Consider the following 16,779-nt stretch of genomic DNA (forward strand, 5'->3'; position numbering starts at 1 on the left):
GCCGTTTCGCCTCCCACGAAGACGGTCCGCAACGAAACGGCGCCCGAATGATCCGGGCGCCGTTTCCTTGTGTGCATCCTTGTGCTCTGGCCGCCGCAAGCTGCTGTTCAGGCGGCCTTGCCGTTGGCGTTCAGCGCTTCGTCGGCCAACCGCCCGGTGAGTTCGGCCATGTGGTCGAAGACGGCCCGATAGCTGGCGACACCAGCCGTGGCCGAGCGCAGCTCGATGATGAGGTCGCCGATCTCGGCCTGCGGCATGGTCGCCTCAACCACGTCCCATCCCGGCCAGTCGGGCCGCGCGTCGTAGCCGAGGATCTGGCCGCGCCGCTGCGGGATCAGAGCGATGATCTTCGACGTCGCATCCGACGGCGTGACGATCTCGACCTTCATCACCGGTTCGAGCAGCACCGGCGAGCAGGCGGCCATGCCTTCCTTCATCGCCAGCTTCGCCGCCATCTGGAAGGCCATGTCGGAGGAATCCACCGCATGGTAGGAGCCGTCGGAAAGGTTGACGGCAACATCGACGACCGGAAAGCCGAGCGGGCCGGATTTCAGGTAATCGCGCACGCCGGTCTCGACCGACTGGATGTACGTCTTCGGCACGACGCCGCCGGTGATCGTATCGGTGAACTGGAAACCGGACCCGCGCGGCAGCGGCTTGATCTCCAGCACGACGTCGCCGAACTGGCCGTGGCCGCCCGACTGTTTCTTGTGGCGGCCGCGCTGCTGCGTCGCTTTTCGGATAGTCTCCCGATACGGCACGGCCGGCACATGGCCTTCGACCGGGATCTGGTTCTTGCCTTCCAGCCGCTCGCGCACGACGCGCAGATGCATCTCGCCATGACCGGACAGTACGGTTTCGGCTGAATCCTGGTTGTGATGCAGACTGAGCGAGGGATCTTCCTCGGCCAGGCGCTGGATGGCCGCCGACATCTTGACCTCGTCCTTGCGCTCTTTCGGCCGCAGCGCGAAGGCGAAGACCGGTTGCGGCGGCGCCAGCGTAACCAGAGGCTTGATGCCGCCCTTGGTCGAGCTCAGCGTCTGGCCGGTCCTGACGGCGTCCAGCTTGCCGAGCGCCACCGTGTCGCCGGCCTTGGCCGAAGTCAGCTTGACCTGGTCCTTGCCGAGCATCTTGTAGATGCCGGAGACCTTTGCCGTCTCGCCGCTGGGAAGGAACAGCTCGGCGGCGTCGGCGACCTGACCGGACAGGATGCGCGAGACCGACAGCTTGCCGCCATGCGCGGTGTGGATGGTCTTCATCACCTGGACCACGGTGGCATTGCCGTCGGGAGCGCCGAGACGCTGGCGCGTCGCCGCGATATCGGGTGCGTCGTGACGGATCGCCTTCAACAGGCGCAGCACACCGTTGCCCTTCTCGGCGGTGCCGATCAGCACCGGCGTCACCGTGCCGTCGCGCAGATCCGCGGCGAGGTCATCGAAGATCGCGTCCTTTGGCGGTTCGATCTCGTCCAGCAATTGCTCCATCAGGCGGTCGTCATGGTCGGCGAGCGTCTCCAGCATGGAAAAGCGCGCCTCGAGCTCGCGCGCCTTGTCGTCGCTCGGGATCTGGGCGACCTCGCTCTCGGCATATTCGCGATAGATGTAGGCACGCTCCAGAGCGAGGTCGATCGAGCCGATGACGACGCCGTCCTTGCGCAGCGGGATCTGGCGCAGCAGCAATGGCACCGTGCTTGCCGGCTGCAGCATCTTCAGCGTGTCGCGCACGCCTGATATCGCCTTGTCGACCTTGTTCAGGAACAGCATACGCGGCACGCCGAGATCGTCGAGCTTGCGCATGATCAGCTGCAGGGCAGGGATCTTCTTCTCGTCAGCCTCGGCGACGACCACGGCGACGTCGCAGGCAGCCAGCACCGGCTCGGCTTCGAAGGAGAATTCGATGGAGCCGGGACAATCGACGAAGGTGAACGGCTCGCCCATGAAATCGGTTGTGGCGAAGGTCGCCTCGACGCTCATGCCGTGAGCGCGCGCTTCCGGCGAATGATCGGAAACGGTATTTCCGGACGAAACGGGATTCTGGCGGGGAATGGCGCCTGTACGGGCGAGTATGGCTTCGAGAAGTGTCGTCTTACCGCTTGCAAAGGGACCGACTATGGCAATGCATTTCGGTCCCGTGCGTCGTCCTCCGGCGCGAGTACCCATGGCTGACCTCCACTCAGGCGTTTCCCTGTGAGCGGCGGCCGGCCTGTCGGCCGTCGCGGGCGAGGCTTTTTTCAATTTGCCACCTACCCAAAGGGCATCGTCCCACGGGCAGGCCGGGAGGGCAAGGGATTTGAGGTTGAAGGGATTTGAAGTTGGGGCCGGTTCAGCCGGTGCCGGTTCGGCGCGACGCCAGTGGCGTTGCCTCAATGCGCTGCACTGACACCGTCTCCGCAAAGCGCGCGAGCAACGGATTGAACAGGTCCGCACGCTCCCAGAAAGGCGCATGCCCGGCACCGGGAATGATGTGGCAATGCTCCCACAGCGAGCCGTAGGCGAGCGTTTCAAAATAACCGAGCCGGACGAACGGATCGTTCTCGCCATTGACGATAGCGACCGGAAACGCGGCTTGCTCGACCACCTGTCTCTGGTCGGCGCCCTTGCCGGTGAGCATGCCGCGCGTCACCGCGGCGCGCAGCCGGCCGTCGGTACGCAGGATGGTTTTGCGAAAGGACGGGTCGGCGGTGTCTCCGAAGCAGAGCGTTTCGAAGCGCTCGGCATCGCGTTCGGAATACGTCTTTTTGGACGCCAGCAGCATGTCCCAATGCGCATGGAAGCCGCGCAGCATGCCGAAAGGACCCTTCGATACCGGCGGCGCGCCGGTCAGCATCAGCCCGCCGACGGCGCGGTGAAAACTCGCGAGCTCGATTGCCACGTGCCCGCCAAGAGACCAGCCGAAGACAACGGCGCGACCGATGCCCAAGGCATCGAGGAGCTGAGCCGCCGATTGGGCAAGGCCGGCGATGGTGTAGTCCGTCGCCGGATCGCGGGCGTCCGACGATTCGCCATGGCCGGGCAGGTCGAAAGCAATCAGCCGATGGGCGGCGGCCAACGGGCTGTCGAACTGGCGGGCGAATACGGTGCGCGAACTGCCCGAGCCGTGGATCAGGACAAGCGGGATGCCGGGTCCCGACGACTGGCTGAGGCGCAAATCCGCTTGCGGCGTGCGGATCGTGCGGTGGGAAACGGCCATATCCGGTTGGACCTTCGAATTGTCTCGAGGTCAACATCGCATGCTGAGGTCACCATGTTGTTTAGAACGGTGGTTAAGAAATGATTTCTCGGTTTCTGCCGGCTATGATGGCCGAATCCACCACAGCTAACCCCCGGAGCCTGATGATGGAATCCACGCTCGACCTTCTCCTCTCGATCAGCAGCATCGCGACGCTCGGCCAATATGCCTGGTCGATGCGCGGGCATTTCCAGTCGCCGAGCATGTCTCAAGGCGCCATGATCATTTCGGCCGTCGTGGTCGGCACGGCGCTGTTCTTTCTGGCGCTGCTGTGGATCGAGCGGCAACCGGTTGCAGCGAAGATCGGCGGGTTTGCCGTCGAACTGGCAAGCTCGGCGCTGTTCTGGTGGGCGATCTCGGTTTCGCGCAAGGCGCGGCTGCGTTTCGCGTTTGATCCGGACAATCCCGACAGCCTGGTGACCGAAGGCCCTTATAGCCATGTCCGTCATCCGTTCTACACATCCTACATCATCTTCTGGATCGGATGGGGTATCGCGACCTGGTCGGTGTGGGCGGTCGTGCCGGTCGCCGGCATCGTTGCGATCTATGTGATCGCGGCCTTGGACGAAGAGCGAAAATTTTCACGTACAAGGTTGGCCGGTGCCTACCAGGCCTATAGCGGACGTGCCGGCCTGTTCTGGCCGCGTTTTGCCGGCAGCCGGCAGGAGATGCAGCCGGCATCGGACGAAAGTGGTAGTCTCTAAGACACTGGATTGGATCGAGGATTTGCGACGATGAAGATTATTGGCTGTGGCAGCGTGCCGACGATTGTTGCGCCGGAAAAATACTTCACTGGCCGGGTTTTGCAGACGCCGATCATCGAGAAGGAGGCACCGGCGCGGCTACGCGCCACACTGGTCAGTTTCGAGCCCGGCGCCCGGACCCACTGGCATACGCATCCGCTCGGCCAGACGCTCTACGTCACGTCCGGTGCCGGTCTCGCGCAAAGCTGGGGCGGGCCGATCCAGGAGATCAGGGCCGGCGACGTCGTCTCCTTTGCGCCCGGCGAAAAGCACTGGCACGGCGCCGCGCCGAAATCGGCGATGACGCACATCGCCATGCAGGAGGCGCTGGAGGGCGTGCATGCCGACTGGCTGGAGAAGGTCAGCGACGAGCAGTATGGCGGCTGAAACGTCTCAGACCAGCGCGGCGGTGAAGCGCTGGATGCGCGTGCAGGCCTCTTCGAGCAGAGCCTCCGACGTGGCGTAGGAGATGCGGAAGTTCGGGCCGAGGCCAAAGGCCGAGCCGAAAACAACCGCCACGCCCTCGGCCTCGAGCAGTTCCGAGCAAAAGGTTTCGTCGCTGTCGATCACCTTGCCGCTCTTGGTCGTCTTGCCGATCAGCTGGGCACAGGAGGGATAGACGTAGAACGCACCCTCCGGCGATGGGCAGGTGATGCCGCGCGCCTGGTTGAGCATCGAGACGACGAGATCGCGCCGGCCCTGGAAGATCGCCTTGTTCTTCGGGATGAAATCCTGCGGCCCGTTCAGCGCTTCGACCGCCGCCCATTGGGCGATGGTGCAGGCGCCGGAGGTCTGCTGGCCCTGGATCATGTCCATCGCCTTGATCAGCGGCACCGGGCCTGCCGCATAGCCGATGCGCCAGCCGGTCATGGCATAGGCTTTCGACACGCCGTTCATGGTCAGCGTGCGCTCATAGAGCTTAGGCTCGACCTCGGCGATGGTCTTGAAGACGAAGTCGCCATAGGTCAGGTGCTCGTACATGTCGTCGGTCAGCACCCAGACATGGGGATGCTTCAACAGTACGTCGGCCAGGCTCTTGAGCTCCGCTTCGGTGTAGGCGGCGCCCGAAGGGTTCGACGGCGAGTTCATCAACAGCCATTTGGTGCGCGGCGCGATCGCCTTTTCCAGCACGGCCGCCGTCAGCTTGAAGCCGTTGTCGATCGAGGTGTCGGCAAAGGTCGAGGTGCCGCCGCAGATCGCCACCATTTCGGGATAGCTCACCCAGTAAGGCCGCGGGATGATCACCTCGTCGCCGGGATTCAGCGTCGCCATGAAGGCGTTGAACAGGATCTGCTTGCCGCCGGTGCCGACGATGGTCTGCTCCGGTCGATAGTCGAGATTGTTCTCGCGCTTGAATTTTTTCGCGATCGCCTCGCGCAGCGGCACGATGCCGGATACCGGCGGGTATTTCGTCTCGCCGCGGCGGATGGCCTCGATCGCGGCGTTCTTGATGTTGTCGGGGGTGTCGAAGTCCGGCTCGCCGGCGCCCAGCCCGATCACGTCGCGGCCGGCGTTTTTCAGCTCGCGCGCCTTCTGCGTCACCGCGATGGTCGCGGAAGGCTTTACGCGGGAAAGGGCGTCGGCAAGAAAGGCCATGACAGATATCTCCAGGAAGGACCGGCGCGGCGAACGCGCCGCGGCGCCTCTCATGTCGCATCATCTGGTCAAGCGCAAGCCCAGCGCAGGCATTGTCGAATGAGCCAGCGCGCAATGCTGGCAACAATAAATTCATCAACGATCAGTAAAAGCTTGAACGGCAGGGACCGTAGCCGGTCCGCCAGTCTCGCATAGCGAGGAACCGTGACGCGCAGCATCGAGCTTGCCCATATCATCCGCCACGATGACGGCACCGCCAGCGGTGTCTGGGGGCTCTATACGCTGCAAAGCGCGTTCCAGCCGATCTTCGCCTTCAACAGGGGCAAGCTGTCCGTCGTCGCGTTCGAGGGGCTGATCCGGCCGTTCCGTGACGGCGAGCCGCAGCCGCCAATGAGTTTCTTCAACAGCTGTCCGGCGGTCGACCGCCTGCATATCGAGGCGCTGACACGAACGCTGCACCTTCTGAACGCCGGCGCCTGCCTGCCGCGAGACGCCTCCATCTTCATCAATTTCGATCCATCGGTGTTCACCGACCGCAGCATCGCCGACAAGGCGCTGCGCGACATGCGGCTGGTGCTGCACGAGGCCGACATCGATCCGCGCCGCGTCGTCTGCGAGGTCACGGAGCAGAAATCGGCGTCGCAGGAAACGCTCTACAATTTCGTCGAGGCGCTCAGGGGCAATGGTTTGCGCATTGCGGTCGACGATTACGGCGCCGACGAATCCGACATCAATCGCATCAAGGAACTCAGGCCAGACATCGTCAAGTTCGACGCCGACTGGATCATGACGCTGATGGAGTCCGGTGCCGGCTTCGCGTTGCTGACCGCCATGGTGACAAGCTTCGAAGAGCAAGGCATCCGTACGGTATTCGAGGGCATCGAGACGGGCTGGCAGCTCGAGCTTGCCGAAAAGTCGGGCGCCTCGATGGTGCAAGGCTATGTGCTGGCGCGCCCCGAGCTTGCGCCGACCAGCTTCCACGTCTTCGACAAGAGCGGGCAGGCGGCCGCGGTGCCGGCCGATCCGGAGAAGGTCTCTGCGGCCGTTTCGCCATCGCGGCGGCCGATGCGGGCCTTTGGCCGCAGGGTGACATCGTGACCGGGCGGGCCGACATGCGGCGCAAGGTCGGCGAGGCGATCTTTGCCGACGAGGTCGGCATCGAATATGGCATCTACGGCGCATTCCGGCTGAGGAGCGCCTACCAGCCGGTCTTCGCGCCGCGCGGCAGGTTTCTCGCCGCCGTCGCGGTCGAGGGACTGATCGAGCCGCATCGTGCAGGCAGGCCGGTGGCGCCGCAAATCTTCTTCGAAGGCGTGCCGGCAGCGGATCGGCTGTTTGTCGAAACCATGTGCCGGGTGCTGCATTTGCGCAACTTCCGCAACATCGGCGTCGACGGGCTCGACCTGTTCTTCAACTACAATCCGCTGATCAACGATGACCCCGCACGGGCGCTGGCCGAAATCAGGCTGATGACCAGGCATCTGGCGGAATTCGGCCTGCATCCCGGCATGCTGGTCTGCGAGATCACCGAGCAGGCGGCCGGCGACAAGGTGCTTGTCAGCCTGGCGCGCGAGATGCGGCGCGACGGCGTCCGCATCGCCATCGACGATTTCGGTACCGGGCATTCGACGGAAGAAAGGGTCGCCCTCGTGCAGCCCGACATCGTCAAGATCGACGGCACCTGGTTCGCCGAATTCTGCCGCCATGCCGCAGCCGAGCGGTTTTTCCGGCCGCTGGTTTCGACGCTGCACGACCGTGGCGCCAAGGTGCTGGTCGAAGGCATCGAGAACGCCACGCATCTGCGCGTCGCGCTGGATGGCGGCGTCGACCTGCTGCAGGGCTTTTACCTTGCCCGGCCCGCGCGGGCCGGAACGCTGTTCGACGAGGAGCCGCTGTCGATCGACAGGCTGCTTGGCAGGGATAGCAACGTCATCCCCTTGTTCGGCTAGGATATGCCGATATTCAAGTGATGCCGGCCTGCGAACGGGGGCCCCGCGCTTCCGGTGCTCAAGTACCCAAAAAGTACGCTCCGCTCCGGTTCTCGGAACCCGCCCTTCTCGGCTCGGCATGACTTGAATCTCGACATATCCTGAAATGCATCAGCGGCGCTGATGGTTACGCCAAAACAAATCACTGGATGAAGCCGCCGCTGCCGCGATAGAGGCTGGATCAAGCCTTGAGACGGGTAGTTGCGAGCAAGGGGAGCATCGATGATACTCTACGGAATGATCGACAGCGGCAATTGCTACAAGCCGCGCCTGTTGATGGCCAAGCTCGGCATCGCCTTCACCAATGTCGAGGTCAGCTCGCACACCGGCGACACGCGCAAGCCCGACTATGTCGCGAAAAACCCGAACGCCATGGTGCCGCTGCTCGAACTCGACGACGGCCGGCGGCTGGCCGAATCCAATGCCATTCTGCTTTACCTCGCCGAAGGCACCCGGTTCCTGCCGGCGGACAGATACGAACGCGCGCTGGCCTATCAGTGGCTGTTCTTCGAGCAATACAGCCATGAGCCCTATATCGCCGTGCGCAGGGCGCTGCTGACCTTTCCTGAAAGAGCCAAGGATGCGACACCCGAGCAGCTGGCGGTGACGCTGGAGCGCGGCAATAAGGCGCTTGGCGTCATGGACAAGCACCTGGCCGGGAGCAGCTTCTTCGCCGGCAATGCGCTCAGCGTCGCCGACATCGCGCTCTATGCCTATACGCATACGGCCGAGACGGGCGGGTTTCAGCTCGACGCCTATCCGGCGGTTGCCGCCTGGCTGAAAAGGGTCGAGGCCGATCCGGGGCACGTGCCGCTGGAGTGGCTGCCTTAGTTCTGTCCTCACGCTTGTCGCCGCTTCGCGGCTCGCTCCGGACGTTGGGCTTGTGGCCTTCGGCCAGTGGCGTGAATGCTCGCACGCCTTTGCTCAACGACGGCAGTTTTGCGTAAGCCTCCCAAAACGAGGGAGTGGCAAAATGATTCACAGAGGCCGGGTCCGGCCGGCGCGATGATCAGCCAAGGCCTGCTAAGCAAGCTTGTCCAGCCTGCCGCCCTTGGCGTCGGCTTCGATCTGCCGGTCCCACATGTCGGCCTGCAGCGCCTCGAACCATGCGGCAAACGCTCTCAGCTCTTCGGGACTTAGTTCGGCAACGGATTTCTCAATCTGTTCAAGCTTGCTCATGAATTAATAGTACCACATTGGGCCAAAAACACCACGAAGTGGGACTATAGGCCCAAGGCAGCGGTTCACTGGAATCCAGACAGCAAAAAGGCGGGACAAAATCCCGCCTTCCCATGCTTGGTAGCCTGATCGGGAGCGTTTTGGCCGGGCCGGCAGCAATCTGCTGCTTCGGCTTGTCGGGGTCGTTCGCTCCGGCGCGCTTCTCGCGCGACCGCCAGTACATCCGTGACTTGCCGCGCGCCCCGGGCTATCGCCCGGCGCGCGCCATTCGCAAAATCAGGCTGCCTTGCTCAGAGATCCAGCGGACGACTTGCCAGTGCGGCGGTCCTGCTCGATCTCGAAGTTGATCTTCTGGCCTTCGACCAGGGTCGACAGTCCAGCACGCTCGACTGCGGAGATGTGGACGAAAACGTCCGCGCCGCCGCTGTCAGGCTGAATGAAGCCGAAACCCTTGGTGGAATTAAACCACTTGACCGTACCTGTTGCCATTTCGATAGCCCTTTACGTTTGCTTTAGTTTGACTGGACCGAAACCCAGCCGGTTTGTATCGAGATTTTGGAGATAGAACGTCAGCAAACGCGAATATCGCGAGGCCCGGATCGATCGGCCGAAATATCAATGGACGGCATATAGTATGCCTTCGCGCAAAAAACAAGACGGGGCGGAAAATGGCGCGGCGGCAACGCTGCCCAACGGCCGCCCCAATCGCGTGAGAGCGTCGTCGTTGCGCGCCTGACGCGGGAGGATCGCGCCGGCTTCGGGCGCGACCGGGTTTTGGGGAGAGGGACATGAAAATCGTTCTGCTTGCCGCTTGCCTGACGCTGGTGGCCGCCGAGGCGCAGGCGGTCTCGCGCTACGACCCGACCCGCATGAGCTGCGGCAAGGTGCAGGCGACGATCGCGCGCGAGGGCGCGGTCATCCTGCGCTACAGATCGGCGCGCGTGCCAGGCCTGGCGCTCTACGACCGCTATGTGCGGAGCCAGCAGTTCTGCGACATCGGCGAGGTCAGGGCGCGGGCCTCGGTGCCGAGCGCCGATACGAATTCGTGCACCGTCTACAAGTGCAAGCGGGTGGAGATCGACCGGCGCTTCCGCCGGCGCCTGCTTCCGGATTAGGCTGGTCGAGATGGTGCGCGGCGGTGCCGGCCTCACCTGAATATCAGCACACCTAAAACCCGAACGACACCTGCGCCGGCGGCGGCGGACCGACGCGTACGCCTTCCATTGCCAGCATCTTTTCCTTGGTAGCCGAGCCGCCGGGGGCGGAAAAGCCGCCGATCTTGCCGCCGGCGGCAAGGATGCGATGGCAAGGGATGACCAGCGGCACCGGGTTGGCGCCGAGCGCCGCGCCCGTCTCACGCGCCAGCCCGGCGTGGCCGGCGCGTTTGGCCAGTTCGCCATAGGTGGTGGTTTCGCCGAAGGCGAGCTTTCGCGCCGCGTCATAGATCGCCAGGCGGAACTCGTCGACGCCGCTGAGATCGACCGGCACGCCGGAGAAATCGATATCCTCGCCGGCGGCATAGGCCTTGATCGACGCGATCAGCTCGGCAACCCATTGCGGCTCGGGCTTCGCTGCTTGGTCGACGGTTGCCGCACGGCGCAGCAGCCGGCGCTCTACCGCGTCGCGGTTGCGCTGCGGCAGGCAGAGCCGGGTTAGCCCGGCTTCGCTCCAGGCGATACCCATGTAGCCGAGCACGGTTTCGAAGACCGCGTGGCCGGCGGTGGCATGAGAGGCGTCCATGGCGTGCTCCTTTCCGGAATCCTTCGAAGTACAAATCCAGAACAATATTGCATTTCCCGGCCCGGCTCGCCACCCGAAAACCACCGGCTACCGCGGATTGCCCGGGGAAAGATGCTGGTGTAAGGACTTTCTTAACACCCGACGAACCGGATCCGAGCGCCGCTTGCCAGCAAAATTCCTCTTTCCCGTCGTAGCGGCGGTGTTGGCCGTGGCCGCTCTCAGTGGCTGCACCTCGACTTCGCCGGCGACCCCGGCGCCCGCCTTCACGGAAAACTCTGCCAACACCGATGGGGGCTTCACGCTGGCGCTGCCCGACACTGTTTCGGTGCTGCCGGAACCGTCCGGCCTCGCCCAGACAGCAGCACTGACGGTCGAGCCGGCGGCCGCCTTTGCCGGGCCGACGCCGCTGGCGGCAACTACCCCCGCCGTCATGACCGCCGATGCCCAGCCTGTTACCGCGACGCCCGCTGTCGCCATGCCGGTCACCGGCCAGACCGGCGCCATGCCCGGCGTTCAGCCGGTTTCCTACACGGTGCCGCAGAACCCGGCCGCTCTGGCCGCGACCGACCCGGCGGAGGGCCAGTCGAACGCCGGCGCCCGCAGCGAGATCGAGCGGCTGATCGAGAAATATTCCGCGCTGTACGAGGTGCCGGTCGATCTGGTGCGCAGCGTCGTCAACCGCGAGAGCACCTTCAACCCGAAAGCCTACAATCACGGGCATTGGGGGCTGATGCAGATCAAGCAGGCGACGGCGCGCGGCATGGGCTATGACGGGCCGGCGAGCGGCCTGTTCGACGCCGAGACCAACCTGAAATATGCAGTGAAATATCTGCGCGGCGCCTGGCTGGTGTCGGGCGGCAATCCCAAGCGCGCCGACCGGCTCTACCAGAGCGGCTATTATTACGATGCCAAGCGCAAGGGGATGCTGGGCGAAACCGGCCTCGGCAGCGACCGCCTGCGGCGCCGTATGCAACCCGATGCCTGAGCCGCGTCCGCCGGCGCCGAACGACATAAGACTGCGCAAGATTTTGGACGACGCGCTTCTGGCGCCGCGCTGGCCAGAAGGTTTTTTCATGCGCGGCTTCGAGGCCGCCGATGCGCTCGCTTTGCATGCACTTTTGACCGCGGTGTTCGACGACGGCGCCGATGGGCCGTTCGACGAATGGTGGCCACGCATTTCGGGCGACGCGGAATTCGATCCCGCTTTGTGTTTCCTGGTCATCGACGGCAAGGGGCGGTTGGCGGGCGCGGCGCTCTGCTGGGCGACGGGGTTCGTCAAGGATCTTGCCGTTCATCCCGAGGCGCGCGGCAAGGGCATAGCCGAGGCGCTGATGCGCCACGCCTTCGCGGTGTTTCAGGCAAGGGGCGCGGCGCATGTTGATCTCAAGACCAACACCGTCGAGAACGCGGCCGCGGTCAGGCTCTATCAGCGGCTGGGGATGATCGAGGTGGATTGGGCGGGGTGAGGAGCGCCGTTCGTCCTTTTTGAAGGCAGCAGCCCGGGTTCTTGTCGCCACGACGCCTGGGCAAAAATGTCGGAACCGTTTCGCGCGATGCGTCCTTGGGAGGCAAGGCGCGTTGCCACGAACGGCGCGCCGCCAAAAAGCACGGCAGATGGAGATGACGATGATCACCTTTCCCAACGAGTCCCAGGAATACCGCACCGCCCGCGAAAAGCTGCTGCGGAAGGAAATCGAGCTGCGCCGTGCCATGGAGGATGTCGCCGTCGCGCGGCGCGCGCTGCCGCCGGGCGGGCTGGTGCCACAGGACTATGTCTTCGACGGGCTGGGGCCGGACGGCAAGCCCGCCAGGATCAAGCTTTCGGAACTGTTTGCGCCGGGCAAGGACACGCTGATCGTCTATTCGATGATGTTTCCGCGCCATCCGCAGGAGACGCGCGACGTGGCGACGAGCGGCGGCACGGCGAAGCTGCCCAGACCGGACCAGCCTTGCCCGTCCTGCACGGCGCTGCTCGACCAGTTCGACGGCGCCATTGGCCACCTCGAGGCCGCCGGCTACAATTTCGCTGTCGTGGCCAAGACCGCGCTGGAAAACCTGCTGACGCTCGGCCGCGACCGCGGCTGGAGAAATATGCGGCTGGTCTCGTCGGCCGGCAACAGCTTCAAGCGCGACTATCACGCCGAGGCCGAGGATGGCGCGCAGCTCCCCGTGCTGTCGGTGTTCCACCGCGACGGCGACGGCATCCGCCACTTCTGGAGCTCCGAACTCGGCTTCGCGCCGCCCGAACCCGGCCAGGACCCGCGCGCCATAGGCACCTGCGAGATCCTGTGGAACCTCATGGATTTTACCCCGGAGGGCAGGGCGCAGAGCTGGCAGGAGCAGCTGCAGTACAGAGAGGCTTGCTGCCACTAGCGTAGCTCGGCGCCGCCGTCATCTGCCTGCCGGCATCTTCTCCTCGTAGAGGGACGGGAGGAGGGGGCTGGCGGCAAACTCAGCTCCCTTTCTTCAACTCTGGAGATTGGCGAAATCCTTGGCGAAGGCAACCTTTCTCCCCGTCACTATACGGGGAGAAATGCCCGGCAGGGCAATGAGGGGCGGCGCAGACCTTATGTGATTTGACGCTGCGGCGCGCTGACCTACCCTCTAATGCCGGAACCGAGGAGACGAGCGATGCTGTCACCTTTCAACCGGAGCGTCACGCTGGCGGCGGCGGTGACCCTTGCCACCGCCACCGCAGCCTATGCCCATCATGGCTGGTCGTGGACGCAGGACGGGTTTTTCGAACTCAAGGGCAGGATCACAGCCATCTATATCGGCAATCCGCACGCCACGCTGGATGTCGACGCAAAGGGAGAGGCCTGGCGGGTGGAGATGGCGCCGCCGTCGCGCACGATCGCCGCCGGCTTCACCGGGGAGGTCGCCAAGGTCGGCGACGAGGTGACCGCGATCGGCCACCGCTCGCGCGACGAGAGCGAAAAGCGCATGAAGGCGGTCCGCATCATCGTCGGCGGCAAGACCTATGACGTCTATCCCGACCGCGTGCCGCCGGCCTGAATGGACGGGTTTTTCGCCGGCATCGAGCAACTCGCGCTTGTGCGGGGACTGAAGGCCTCCTTCGTCGCCTACCCCATCGTCAATGCGCTGCACATCATGTCGATCGGCGCGGTGCTGACCAGCGTCTGGCTCATGGACCTCAGGATCCTCGGCGCCTTCCGCTCGCTGCCGCAGGCGCCGTTCGTCGCGCTGCTGCGCCGCACCGCATTGGGCGCGTTTGGCGGTGCGCTGGTCACGGGATCGCTGCTGTTTTCGGTCAGGGCGAGCGCGTATGCGGTTATGCCGATTTTCCTGGCCAAGATGACACTCATCCTCCTCGCCGGCGCCAACTTCCTCGTCTTCGTGCGCCTGTGCCGCGCAAGAGGTGAGGAGCCGGCCGGCGGGACCGTCACCATGCTCGCGGTGCTTTCGCTGGTGCTGTGGACGTCGGTGCTTTTCGCCGGACGGTTTATTGGGTTTTTCTGACCAAGGCGAGATGGTGCGCGGCGGCATCGAGACACAGACCGAAGCGTCGTTGAAGCACTGAAACACGGCCTGGAAGCAGCGGGCCTCGCTGGAAAACGTGGTGATGGTGCGCATCTACACCGTCAATTCTGGCTTCTGCAACGCCGTCAACCGGGTTTATGCGAGGTATTTCAGCGTGAACTCGCCAGCGCGCAGCTTCGTGAGGGCGCGTCTGGCCAATGAAGTTTGATATTGAGATCGAGTGTGTCGCGGTGGCGTGAGGAGCCAACTTCCTCTTGCGAGAGAGCAGGATCGGCGTGGGCTACGCCTAACCAATAAACGCCCCATTCAAATGCAGCCGTGCCAATCCTATCAACACAACGGTCTACACACATATCCTTCGACCAATCAGACCGCGTAGCGCCGTGTGCCTCAGGTAAATCGTCGAAGTCGTGATTGTTCTATCAATATATATCTACGCTTTTGCTGCAGTCGCAGACGTTCTGCTTGTCGAAAAGGTCGCCTGGCATGAACGAAAGTACCTTTAGACAGGCTATAGTCATTCTTATCAATTCTGTCTTCGATATCGATTCTGGAGTTTTCGTGCGCCAATGTACGCAATTATTTCGAAATTTATACAGCTCATTGGCCAGCGAGTCTATGCTATCAAGGTTGTCTATCTTGACCAATCTTGCCACTTCTCGGAAATTCTCGGCACTCGACGAGTGGATCAGGGTCAGTATCTTCTTTAAAGCATCAATTTCCCTCGGACGCCACCCGATGACATTTTCGATACCGCCGTAGAATGTATTTTCATCTACGGTGACTTTCGAGCTTCGATACAGCTCCCTACAAAAAATTCTGAAGTAAATGCTCTCTATACCGTTGTATATCTCTAAGAATCCTTTCTTTGTCCCGACATATAAGACGGATCTTAAATTCATTCTTTCATAAACGCACGATATGTAGTCGAGTGAACTAATTGCACGAACCAACGATTGGTCCACGTCTTCATCAATCCGGGATGGGTCAAGCAACGCTAGAGTGAGCTGTCGCGATCGGCAAATCGCGGGATCTGGCTCTTCATAGGCAAATACGCTTTGAAAGCAGCTAAAAAGTAAGCTTGGATCATGCCCAGCGTAGTCATCAATCGGAGCTAGCGACGCAACGTCGTAGCAAATTAATGGATCCACAATTAGGCGTGGCTTGAATCTCGTGTAAAAATAGAGGAGTTCCCCTGGTGATGCTCTGCGAAGCTCCTTATTAGTTGTTAGGGAAAAGCTTGGTCCGGTGATCAGCCAAACATTCTTCTTTTCCGCTTCCTTGACGAGAATACAGGTAGTATTTAATCCTTCGAAAGCCACGACTTCTTTGGCGCTAGCCGCAAATGTTTGCTCGCGTTCGTCCTTGTTAAGCGATACATACCTGTTGCCTTCCGGTAAGGCATATTTTTTGCCATACTTGCGTAACAATAAATCTATAGAACCAAATAGGCTCCGATTCATCGCTATTCGAGTTCTGGCCATTTTTTACAACTGGGCTCGCCAGCAGACTTCCATATCTCGAACATCAAAGGATTGCTCTATTAAGGCCTTGAATGCTTCGAAGAAAAGAGTCCTCTCAAAGCGGCCAACCTGACCCACTCTGCGATCGAGAAGTTCATTTAATATTCCCAGCTTCAAAAACTCGCGCTTTTCATCGTTCGTCAACGCCAGAAAACGACTGCAATAGGAAGTTGCTTGATTATTTATCACCTCGACAGTGGTTGTGGCTGCATCTGCATTCACCTCTGTTCCGACGCGCCCAATAGATCGAATGGCGATAGCAACCAGAAGGCCGACGCGCGCTGCTTGCTTGTCGAAAATCTCACGGCCGGCCTTGCGCTTTGCGTAGCCCGGTTCGGTGAAAGTCGAGAACGCTCTATCCATCGCAATTAGTATATTGAGGGAGTCAAAGAAATATCTTCGAAAATCGTATCTTGCTAAAGATTCAACGATGTCAAGTTTCGTGAATTCATCAGTCAGAACCTCTTCAGTGTCTATAGATAGCTTCCTGGAGGCAAACGCCAGATACATTTCAGCAATGTCGTTAGCACTGTATTCGCCGGGGTTGAAGCGACGCCCCTGACCATACTCTATAATTCGTGACGCATCTGTATGCGAACGCGCCGCTGCGATTAGCGGTTCGAAAACAACGCTAATTTGTTTCTTCAGGTCCCAAGGAATTTGCCCAGCGTTCAGGACAAGCATGCGGTAAATGAGAGCATTTTCATTTCTGGATACCCAGAACTCCACTCTTATTTTTCGTCTTGTTACCTCGCCATTCTCTTCGGATGCTTCTAGAAACGCGGTTGTTCTCTGCATTCCGTCAATAATGGAAATCGCATCCGGATTTAGATTTTTGAAGAATTCTCCCGAATCAAGTTTTCTTGAATCTACCTCTGACCTCAGTCGGTCAAAATCCTTATCGGTAACCGTGACGCCTATGACAACAGGGGGAACAACAGCTCCGGCCGCTATATCGTCTTTCATTCGTTGACGTATACGGCGTGCGCTGGTTGTCTTTAGGGCGGACCTTTGATTTTTAAGGCCTCCCCTATTGCGATAAGCGCGATCCACTAAAGCAAGGTAGTCGCCGACAGAAATGTCGAAGATGACTGATAGGCAATCAATTCTAGCATCATAAGCGGCCAGCACGGTCATTTGGTTGCCCTAGTTTCAAATGCAGGAACGCTAATCCATACGCACAGCTCTAGGTCGTGAACTCATTAAATGCGGAATGACCGAGATTGTTGGTATGTGGTCATTCCGATGCCGCGCGAAGATCGGCGACAGCCTGTTTTGTTT

19 protein-coding genes and 1 pseudogene are annotated in these 16,779 nt (G+C 61.5%); 12 read left to right on the top strand and 8 right to left on the bottom strand.

What is annotated here, in order from left to right; translation table 11 throughout:
- Window positions 1–107: 107 nt before the first annotated feature.
- Window positions 108–2,159: an elongation factor G gene (locus NKH98_RS29950; RefSeq protein WP_352687804.1), complete on the bottom strand. Its 2,052-nt coding sequence runs from the start codon at window positions 2,157–2,159 to the stop codon at window positions 108–110.
- 163 nt (window positions 2,160–2,322) lie between these two features.
- Window positions 2,323–3,189 carry an alpha/beta fold hydrolase gene (locus NKH98_RS29955; RefSeq protein WP_352903889.1) on the bottom strand — a complete coding sequence of 289 codons (867 nt, stop codon included), beginning with the start codon at window positions 3,187–3,189 and terminating at the stop codon, window positions 2,323–2,325.
- 143 nt (window positions 3,190–3,332) lie between these two features.
- Between NKH98_RS29955 and NKH98_RS29960 the strand changes: the two genes are divergently transcribed.
- On the top strand, window positions 3,333–3,932 hold the full coding sequence (locus NKH98_RS29960) for a methyltransferase family protein (RefSeq protein ID WP_352903891.1): 600 nt from the start codon (window positions 3,333–3,335) through the stop codon (window positions 3,930–3,932).
- Window positions 3,933–3,962: 30 nt separating this feature from the next.
- Entirely contained in the window at window positions 3,963–4,358 is a 396-nt protein-coding gene (locus NKH98_RS29965; RefSeq protein WP_352506734.1) for a (R)-mandelonitrile lyase, read from the top strand.
- A 6-nt stretch (window positions 4,359–4,364) separates the two neighbouring features.
- Here the strand turns inward: NKH98_RS29965 and NKH98_RS29970 are convergent, their stop codons facing one another.
- The gene (locus NKH98_RS29970) at window positions 4,365–5,567 is read right to left on the bottom strand and encodes a pyridoxal phosphate-dependent aminotransferase (RefSeq protein WP_352903894.1); all 1,203 of its coding nucleotides are present in this window, start codon (window positions 5,565–5,567) and stop codon (window positions 4,365–4,367) included.
- A gap of 204 nt (window positions 5,568–5,771) precedes the next feature.
- Here NKH98_RS29970 and NKH98_RS29975 point away from each other — a divergent pair, with 204 nt between their 5' ends.
- From NKH98_RS29975 to NKH98_RS29985, 3 genes are all read left to right on the top strand, one after another.
- Window positions 5,772–6,665, top strand: a complete 894-nt coding sequence (locus NKH98_RS29975; RefSeq protein ID WP_352903896.1) for an EAL domain-containing protein — start codon at window positions 5,772–5,774, stop codon at window positions 6,663–6,665.
- Window positions 6,662–7,516 (top strand): EAL domain-containing protein, encoded by an 855-nt coding sequence (locus NKH98_RS29980; protein WP_352903899.1) that lies wholly within the window; start codon window positions 6,662–6,664, stop codon window positions 7,514–7,516. The genes NKH98_RS29975 and NKH98_RS29980 overlap by 4 nt, the downstream gene beginning before the upstream one ends.
- Window positions 7,517–7,777: 261 nt before the next feature.
- Complete coding sequence (locus NKH98_RS29985) at window positions 7,778–8,386, top strand: glutathione S-transferase family protein (RefSeq protein WP_352903901.1); 609 nt, start codon at window positions 7,778–7,780, stop codon at window positions 8,384–8,386.
- A 192-nt stretch (window positions 8,387–8,578) separates the two neighbouring features.
- Here the strand turns inward: NKH98_RS29985 and NKH98_RS29990 are convergent, their stop codons facing one another.
- Entirely contained in the window at window positions 8,579–8,734 is a 156-nt protein-coding gene (locus NKH98_RS29990; protein WP_352903903.1) for a hypothetical protein, read from the bottom strand.
- A 276-nt stretch (window positions 8,735–9,010) separates the two neighbouring features.
- Window positions 9,011–9,223: a cold-shock protein gene (locus NKH98_RS29995; protein ID WP_023678332.1), complete on the bottom strand. Its 213-nt coding sequence runs from the start codon at window positions 9,221–9,223 to the stop codon at window positions 9,011–9,013.
- Window positions 9,224–9,522: 299 nt separating this feature from the next.
- Between NKH98_RS29995 and NKH98_RS30000 the strand changes: the two genes are divergently transcribed.
- A complete protein-coding gene (locus NKH98_RS30000) occupies window positions 9,523–9,849 on the top strand; it encodes a hypothetical protein (RefSeq protein ID WP_023719370.1) in 327 nt (108 codons plus the stop codon).
- A 52-nt stretch (window positions 9,850–9,901) separates the two neighbouring features.
- Here NKH98_RS30000 and NKH98_RS30005 read toward each other — a convergent pair whose 3' ends face one another.
- Window positions 9,902–10,474 (bottom strand): methylated-DNA--[protein]-cysteine S-methyltransferase, encoded by a 573-nt coding sequence (locus tag NKH98_RS30005; RefSeq protein WP_352903904.1) that lies wholly within the window; start codon window positions 10,472–10,474, stop codon window positions 9,902–9,904.
- 163 nt (window positions 10,475–10,637) lie between these two features.
- On the opposite strand from NKH98_RS30005, the gene NKH98_RS30010 reads away from it, so the two are divergent.
- The 6 genes and pseudogenes from NKH98_RS30010 to NKH98_RS33070 all read left to right on the top strand — a co-directional run.
- Window positions 10,638–11,459, top strand: coding sequence for a transglycosylase SLT domain-containing protein (locus tag NKH98_RS30010; protein WP_352903906.1), 822 nt, complete (start codon window positions 10,638–10,640; stop codon window positions 11,457–11,459).
- Window positions 11,452–11,940, top strand: a complete 489-nt coding sequence (locus NKH98_RS30015) for a GNAT family N-acetyltransferase (RefSeq protein ID WP_352903908.1) — start codon at window positions 11,452–11,454, stop codon at window positions 11,938–11,940. The genes NKH98_RS30010 and NKH98_RS30015 overlap by 8 nt, the downstream gene beginning before the upstream one ends.
- 160 nt (window positions 11,941–12,100) lie before the next feature.
- Entirely contained in the window at window positions 12,101–12,847 is a 747-nt protein-coding gene (locus tag NKH98_RS30020) for a DUF899 family protein (RefSeq protein ID WP_352903910.1), read from the top strand.
- Between the two features lie 258 nt (window positions 12,848–13,105).
- Window positions 13,106–13,489, top strand: a complete 384-nt coding sequence (locus tag NKH98_RS30025) for a DUF6152 family protein (RefSeq protein WP_352903912.1) — start codon at window positions 13,106–13,108, stop codon at window positions 13,487–13,489.
- A complete protein-coding gene (locus NKH98_RS30030; protein ID WP_352903914.1) occupies window positions 13,490–13,954 on the top strand; it encodes a DUF6644 family protein in 465 nt (154 codons plus the stop codon).
- 4 nt (window positions 13,955–13,958) lie between these two features.
- Window positions 13,959–14,214 (top strand): annotated as a pseudogene (locus NKH98_RS33070) (Rid family hydrolase); the annotation flags it as partial.
- A gap of 183 nt (window positions 14,215–14,397) precedes the next feature.
- On the opposite strand, the gene NKH98_RS30040 reads toward NKH98_RS33070, so the two are convergent.
- Together NKH98_RS30040 and NKH98_RS30045 are read right to left on the bottom strand one after the other, a co-directional pair.
- Window positions 14,398–15,438, bottom strand: a complete 1,041-nt coding sequence (locus NKH98_RS30040) for a hypothetical protein (RefSeq protein ID WP_352903918.1) — start codon at window positions 15,436–15,438, stop codon at window positions 14,398–14,400.
- A 24-nt stretch (window positions 15,439–15,462) separates the two neighbouring features.
- Window positions 15,463–16,635 carry a hypothetical protein gene (locus tag NKH98_RS30045; RefSeq protein ID WP_352903920.1) on the bottom strand — a complete coding sequence of 391 codons (1,173 nt, stop codon included), beginning with the start codon at window positions 16,633–16,635 and terminating at the stop codon, window positions 15,463–15,465.
- Between the last annotated feature and the right edge of the window lie 144 nt (window positions 16,636–16,779).

Origin of the sequence: Mesorhizobium sp. M0833 (assembly GCF_040319905.1) — a bacterium.
GTDB lineage: Bacteria > Pseudomonadota > Alphaproteobacteria > Rhizobiales > Rhizobiaceae > Mesorhizobium.